The organism is Agrobacterium tumefaciens, assembly GCA_025560025.1.
Taxonomy (GTDB): domain Bacteria; phylum Pseudomonadota; class Alphaproteobacteria; order Rhizobiales; family Rhizobiaceae; genus Agrobacterium.
This window is the reverse complement of record CP048486.1, coordinates 1418487-1425000: the sequence shown is the minus strand read 5'-3', so window position 1 is coordinate 1425000 and position 6514 is coordinate 1418487. Positions and strand designations below refer to the sequence as shown.

The window sequence follows — 6514 nt, the reverse complement described above, 5'->3', positions numbered from 1 at the left end:
CGCCATCGCCAAGGGCGTCACCGAAGGTTCCAAGGTCCGGCAGGGCCAGGTCATCGGTTATGTTGGATCGACCGGCCTTTCGACCGGCGCGCATCTGCACTACGAGCTGATCGTCAACGGCACCAAGGTGGATGCGATGAAGGTACGCCTGCCGGGCGGCAAGTCGCTGTCGGGCGATGCGCTTGCGCGTTTTTCCGATGAGAGAAAACGCATCGACAATCTGCTGAATATTGATGAAAAGCCCAATCAGGTGGCAAGCCGGTAATTTACTGAACCTTTGCGGCCTGCAACACCGGTCAAATGAAAAGGGCTCCGTTTCTGGAGCCCTTTTATTTTATGCCGCATCGGCCGTTTCGGTTTCGGCCTCGCCCTTGGGGGGCTTGACCTTGAACAGCAGCCGGTCGGTGCCCGAAGTCACCTTGACCCGCGATCCATCCGGCACTTCGCCGCCGAGGATCATTTCGGCAAGCCTGTCCTGAACCGCCTTCTGGATCACCCGCTTCAGCGGACGCGCGCCATAAGCCGGATCGTAGCCCTTATTGGCAAGCCAGTTACGGGCATCCTCATCCAGTTCGAGCGAAATCTTGCGATCACCGAGCAGCGCGATGAGGCGCTTCAGCTGGATTTCGACAATTGCACCCATTTCGTCGCGCCGCAGGCGGTGGAAGAGGATGATATCGTCGATACGGTTGAGGAATTCCGGCCGGAAATGCGACCGGACCCGCTCCATCACCAGGTCACGAACCGAATCCACATCGTCATTGTCGCCCATCTGCGTCATGAATTCCGAACCGAGGTTCGAGGTCATGATGATGATGGTGTTCTTGAAATCGACAGTGCGGCCCTGGCCGTCCGTCAGGCGGCCATCATCCAGCACCTGCAACAGGACGTTGAACACATCCGGATGCGCTTTTTCGATCTCGTCGAACAGCACGACCTGATAGGGCCGGCGGCGAACCGCTTCCGTGAGCGCCCCACCCTCTTCATAACCGACATAGCCGGGAGGCGCACCGATCAGCCGGGCAACGGAGTGTTTCTCCATATATTCCGACATGTCGAGCCGAACCATCGCGGTTTCGTCGTCGAACAGGAAGCGGGCCAAGGACTTGGTCAGCTCGGTCTTGCCCACACCGGTCGGGCCGAGGAAGATGAACGAACCGATCGGCCGGTTGGGATCCTGAAGACCGGCGCGCGAACGGCGAACCGCCTTGGAAACCGCCTGAACGGCTTCACCCTGCCCGACAACGGACTTGGCAAGCTCGTCTTCCATGCGCAGCAGCTTTTCGCGCTGGCCTTCCAGCATCTTGTCGACCGGAATGCCAGTCCAGCGGGAAACGACATGGGCGATATTGTCCGCCGTCACCACCTCCTGAACCATCGAGCCGGCACCGCTGCTATCGCGGGCTTCCGCCGCAGCCAGTTCCTTTTCGAGACCCGGAATGATGCCATAGGTCAACTCACCGGCGCGCTGGAACTGGCCGTTGCGCTGGGCAATCGCCAGTTCGTTGCGGGCTTCGTCCAGCCGCTTCTTGAGGTCAGCGGCATGGCCGAGCTTCTGCTTTTCCGCCTGCCAGCGAGCCGTCAGCGCATCCGCCTTTTCTTCCGTATCGGCCAACTCGTCCTCGAGCTTCTTGAGGCGGTCGACGGACGACTGGTCCGTTTCCTGCTTCAGGGCCTCGCGCTCAATCTTGAGCTGGATGATGCGGCGATCCAGTTCGTCCAGCTCTTCCGGCTTGGAATCCACCTGCATGCGAAGACGCGACGCGGCCTCGTCCATCAGATCGATTGCCTTGTCGGGCAGGAAGCGGTCGGTGATATAGCGATTGGAAAGCGTCGCAGCCGCAACTAGGGCCGAATCCGAGATACGGACCTTGTGATGCTGTTCGTATTTTTCCTTCAATCCGCGCAGGATCGAGATCGTATCCTCCACGGTCGGCTCATCCACCAGAACGGGCTGGAAACGGCGGGCAAGGGCCGGATCCTTTTCCACGTGCTTGCGGTATTCATCGAGCGTGGTGGCACCAACGCAATGCAACTCGCCACGGGCAAGAGCGGGCTTCAGGAGGTTGGACGCATCCATCGCGCCATCGGCCTTACCGGCGCCGACCAGCGTGTGCATCTCGTCGATGAACAGGATGATGCCGCCATTTTCGGCCTGTACCTCATTAAGCACAGCCTTCAGGCGCTCTTCGAATTCACCGCGATATTTCGCACCGGCGATCAGCGCGCCCATATCGAGCGCCATCAGCTTCTTGTCCTTCAGGCTTTCCGGCACATCGCCATTGACGATGCGCAGCGCAAGGCCTTCGGCAATCGCCGTTTTACCAACGCCGGGTTCACCGATCAGGACGGGATTGTTCTTGGTGCGACGTGACAGCACCTGAATGGTACGGCGAATTTCGTCGTCACGACCAATGACAGGATCGAGCCGGCCTTCGCGGGCTTCCTCCGTCAGATCGCGCGCATATTTCTTCAGTGCGTCAAAGCCCTGTTCGGCATTGGCGCTGTCAGCCGTGCGGCCCTTGCGGATGTCGTTGATGACCTGATTGAGCGCCTGCGCGGTTGCACCGGCCTTCTTCAGGGAAGCCGAAGTGGTGGCGGAGCTTTCAATCGCCAAGGCCTGCAAAAGACGCTCCACGGTGACGAAACTGTCGCCCGCCTTCTTGGCAAGGTCTTCCGCGGTTGAGAACACCTTCGCAAGCGGAGCGGTCAGGGAAAGGCCGCCATTGCCGCCGGAAACCTTGGGCAATTTCGCCAGCGCCGCATCATTGGCAAGGCGCGCTTCCTTGGCATCGCCACCGGCCCGCTCGATCAGCGATGCCGCCATGCCCTGCTCGTCATCGAGCAGAACCTTCAGAACGTGTTCGGGCGAAAACTGCTGATGGTTTTCCGCCAGCGCAAAGGTCTGTGCCGATTGCAGAAAACCGCGAACGCGCTCGGAGTATTTTTCAATATTCATAGTCGAACCTCCATAAACCGGCCCGCCCGCTTTCGGCACGGCTCCGGGTGTTAGGGTTGAGGCTCCCTCAAAGGCAAGCCCCGCTACGACAGTCGCGTTTTAAAAGGATTTCACGATCGCCGCCTCTCGAAGGACAGTTGCTGCTGAATGCAGGCATCTGACCTTCCTGCACGAATATGGGAGGCAGTTTCATCGGTTTAAAGGGGAGGGAAACCGCTGCCCCGGAAATTTTGGCTGGATTTGACAAGTGTCATATCCGTTCGCGGCAATCACCCTGGCTGCCACTCATGCTCCATCCCGGAAACGAAAAAACTCCGGCAAGCCGGAGTTTTTCAATCGCGTATTTCTTGACTACCCTGCTTATTCGGCAGCGTTTTCAAGCGTTGCAGGTGTTGCTTCCTCGCCGGCCGGAGCCTCTTCGCCTTCAGCACCTTCCGCAGTTGCGGCACGGCGCGGACGACGTGGGCGCGGCGTCGTGGCACGGCGGGTCTTCGGTGCGCGCTCGGTTGCCGGAGCCTCAGCCTGCTGCTGCTCTTCCTCGACCGCCACTTCCATGGGCGTGCCTTCGATCACCGGCTGCGGAGCCTGGCTGGCATCGTAAACCGGGGGCTGCTCGACCGAGACCTGCGGCTGGCGGGGCTGACGCTCCTGCCGTTCACGGCGATCCGGGCGCTCGCGGCGCTCTTGACGCTCCTGGCGCGGTTCCGACCGCTCGGCGCGCTCCTGGCGTTCCGGCTGCTGCACGCGCTCAGACTGTTCGGAATGCTGCTGCGATGCAACGACGCTGTCGTCACCTTCGTTTCCATCCATCTCGTCGGCATCCGTGGCATTGTATTCACCACGGTCATCGCGCTGGAAACGTTCCTGCATCTGGGCCTGAGCCGTGGCGATGATGCGATTGTAGTGTTCGGCGTGCTGCAGATAGTTTTCCGCAATCACGCGGTCACCAGAACTCTGCGCGTCCCGGGCAAGGGCAGCGTATTTTTCCGCTATGTGCTGGGCTGTGCCACGGATTTTCACATCGGGGCCGGAGCTGTCATAAGTCCTGGTGAGCGGGTTTCCGCCCTTGCGGTTGAAGTTGTTGTTACCACCGCCACCATTATTATTGTTATTGTTGTTGCTTCCACGCCCCCGGCCGCGCTTGTTTTGCTGTCCTGGCCTCATCAATTGCTCACCTGAATTCTGTTTTGCTGACAATCTGGTTGTTTTCATGCAATTCCGGACGGAAACCCGCTGGAAATTTTTCCTGAAATTGCTCTCACACGCGCCTCGTCGAAGATAACTCCGGACAAGACCTCGCGTATGACGACCGGCTGCGCAAATGCTGCACCGAGCCGTCTGCGAACAAAGTTTACTGATTCACATGCCGGAAACGCCCAGCCTTCAGGATTCTCAAAAGAACCCGCTTCGGGACTGACCCATACCCTGACGAATCTGCGTTCGTCCTCAGCCACCCTGCATGTGGCCGCAAACTATCCCGCTTCATGCGGAAATCCAAGCCTTTTCTTTTGCTGTGCAAAATATCCTTGCAAAAAATCCGCAGACATATCGCTGATAACTATCTCCGGAAGGTCAAAACTCTGTCGTTGCCACCATAATCCTTCACAGCATCGAGAAGAGAGAAGCCGTGGGAAGCAAATATAGCGGAAACATCAAGCCTTTGATCGAAACCGATCTCCACACCGACAATCCCGTTTTCCACAAGAAAGCGGCCTGCATCGGCAGCAATAAGGCGGTACGGTGCAAGGCCGTCCTGACCTCCATCCAGCGCCGCCATCGGATCGTAATGACGAACCTCTCGGTCGAGCGTTGTGACTATATCGCTTCTTATATAAGGCGGATTCGACACAATTATGTCAAAGCTGCCAGAGATTTTTTCGAACCAGTCGCTGCGCATGGTTTCAAAACGCGAGCCGAGACCGTTCCGGGCGGCATTCTTGGCCGCCGTTTCCAGCGCATCGGTCGAAATGTCACTGCCGATACCCAGCGCCTGCGGGCATTCCTTCAGAAGCGCCAGACAGATCGCACCCGTTCCGGTACCCAAATCCAGTATCCGCGCACTGCCCTTATCGGCAACGGCTCTCTTCAAAGCCGGTAGAAGCGTGTCGACGAGAATTTCCGTATCCGGACGGGGTTCGAGCGTTTCCTTAGACAGAAGAAGATCAAGACCATGAAATTCCCGGTGGCCGAGAATGCGATGGACCGGCTCACCCCCGGCTCGCCTCTCGATCATGGCGGCAATCCGCACACTTTCTTCCGGCGTGACAGGATGATCCGGCTTCATCACGAAGTCAGTCAATGAAAAGCCGCTCACCTCGGCAATCAGCAGGCGCGCATCAAGAAGCGGGTCGGCGACGCCCGCCAGCTGCAGCCGTTTGCGGGCTGCGGCAAGCTCGGTCGAAACCGTTCCGTCAGCGCCGCCACTCAAAGCTGCTGTTCGCCAAGCTGGGCAAGCTGACCAGCCTGATAGTCGGCAATCAGCGCATCGAGAAGTTCGTCGATCTCACCTTCAATCATCCGGTCAAGCTTGTAGAGCGTCAGATTGATGCGGTGATCGGTAACGCGCCCCTGCGGAAAATTATAGGTGCGGATACGCTCGGAACGATCGCCGGAACCAACCTGGCTCTTGCGGTCGGCAGAGCGTTCATTGTCCACCTTCTGGCGTTCGATATCGTATAACCGCGAACGCAGAACCTGCATGGCCTTGGCGCGGTTCTGGTGCTGCGATTTTTCCGAGCTGGTGACGATCAGACCCGTCGGAAGATGGGTGATGCGAACCGCCGAGTCGGTGGTGTTGACGTGCTGGCCGCCCGCGCCGGAAGCGCGCATCGTATCGATGCGGATGTCTTCCGGGCGGATTTCGATGTCGATATCTTCCGCTTCCGGCAGAACGGCGACGGTGGCCGCTGAGGTGTGGATCCGGCCACTCGCTTCCGTTTCCGGCACACGCTGCACCCGGTGCACACCGGATTCGAATTTCAGCTTGGAGAACACCCCTCGCCCGCTGATGGTGGCGATGATTTCCTTGTAACCGCCCGCTTCGCCTTCACTGGCGGAAAGAACCTCGACTTTCCAGCCCTTGGTCGATGCGAAGCGCTCATACATGCGGAACAGGTCGCCGGCGAAAAGTGCGGCTTCGGACCCGCCTGTGCCGGCACGGATTTCAAGGATCGCGCTTTTCTCGTCGGCGGCATCCTTCGGAAGCAGCAGGACCTGCATGTCCTTCTCAAGCTCGCCGATACGGGCCTCGACCTCCGACAGCTCCATCTCCGCCAGATCGCGCATGTCCTTGTCGGTCGTCTTGTCGGCAAGCAGCGCCTCGAGATCGGCTGCCTCCGAGACCGCCTTCTCGTATTCGCGAATTTTCTTCACCACCGGCTCAAGTTCGGAATATTCCGAAGCCAGCTTCACATAAACATCCGCTGCAGGGCCGGCCGACATACGCGCTTCGATCTCGCCGAAACGCCTTTCCAACTCGCGCATTTTTTCGACGGGAAGCTTCGCCACCAGTCACTCCAATAATGAAACAGGTCTTTTAGAGCGTTTTCGCTTTTC

General features: G+C 58.8%; 5 protein-coding genes (1 of these 5 running past the window's edge). 1 reads left to right on the top strand and 4 read right to left on the bottom strand.

The annotated features are described in order from the left end of the window. Positions 1–265: the 3' end of a M23 family metallopeptidase gene (locus tag FY152_20500; protein UXS34510.1), read on the top strand. Its footprint begins 1682 nt before the window's first position; only the last 265 of its 1947 coding nucleotides appear in the window; its start codon lies off the left edge, out of view; it ends in the stop codon at positions 263–265. Between the two features lie 69 nt (positions 266–334). Here the strand turns inward: FY152_20500 and clpB are convergent, their stop codons facing one another. From clpB to prfA, 4 genes are all read right to left on the bottom strand, one after another. After that, entirely contained in the window at positions 335–2959 is a 2625-nt protein-coding gene (gene clpB / locus FY152_20495; GenBank protein UXS34509.1) for an ATP-dependent chaperone ClpB, read from the bottom strand. Between the two features lie 360 nt (positions 2960–3319). Beyond that, positions 3320–4123, bottom strand: coding sequence for a DUF4167 domain-containing protein (locus FY152_20490; GenBank protein UXS34508.1), 804 nt, complete (start codon positions 4121–4123; stop codon positions 3320–3322). Between the two features lie 394 nt (positions 4124–4517). Beyond that, complete coding sequence (prmC, locus tag FY152_20485; GenBank protein ID UXS34507.1) at positions 4518–5387, bottom strand: peptide chain release factor N(5)-glutamine methyltransferase; 870 nt, start codon at positions 5385–5387, stop codon at positions 4518–4520. Then, positions 5384–6466 carry a peptide chain release factor 1 gene (gene prfA / locus FY152_20480; protein UXS34506.1) on the bottom strand — a complete coding sequence of 361 codons (1083 nt, stop codon included), beginning with the start codon at positions 6464–6466 and terminating at the stop codon, positions 5384–5386. The genes prmC and prfA overlap by 4 nt, the downstream gene beginning before the upstream one ends. Between the last annotated feature and the right edge of the window lie 48 nt (positions 6467–6514).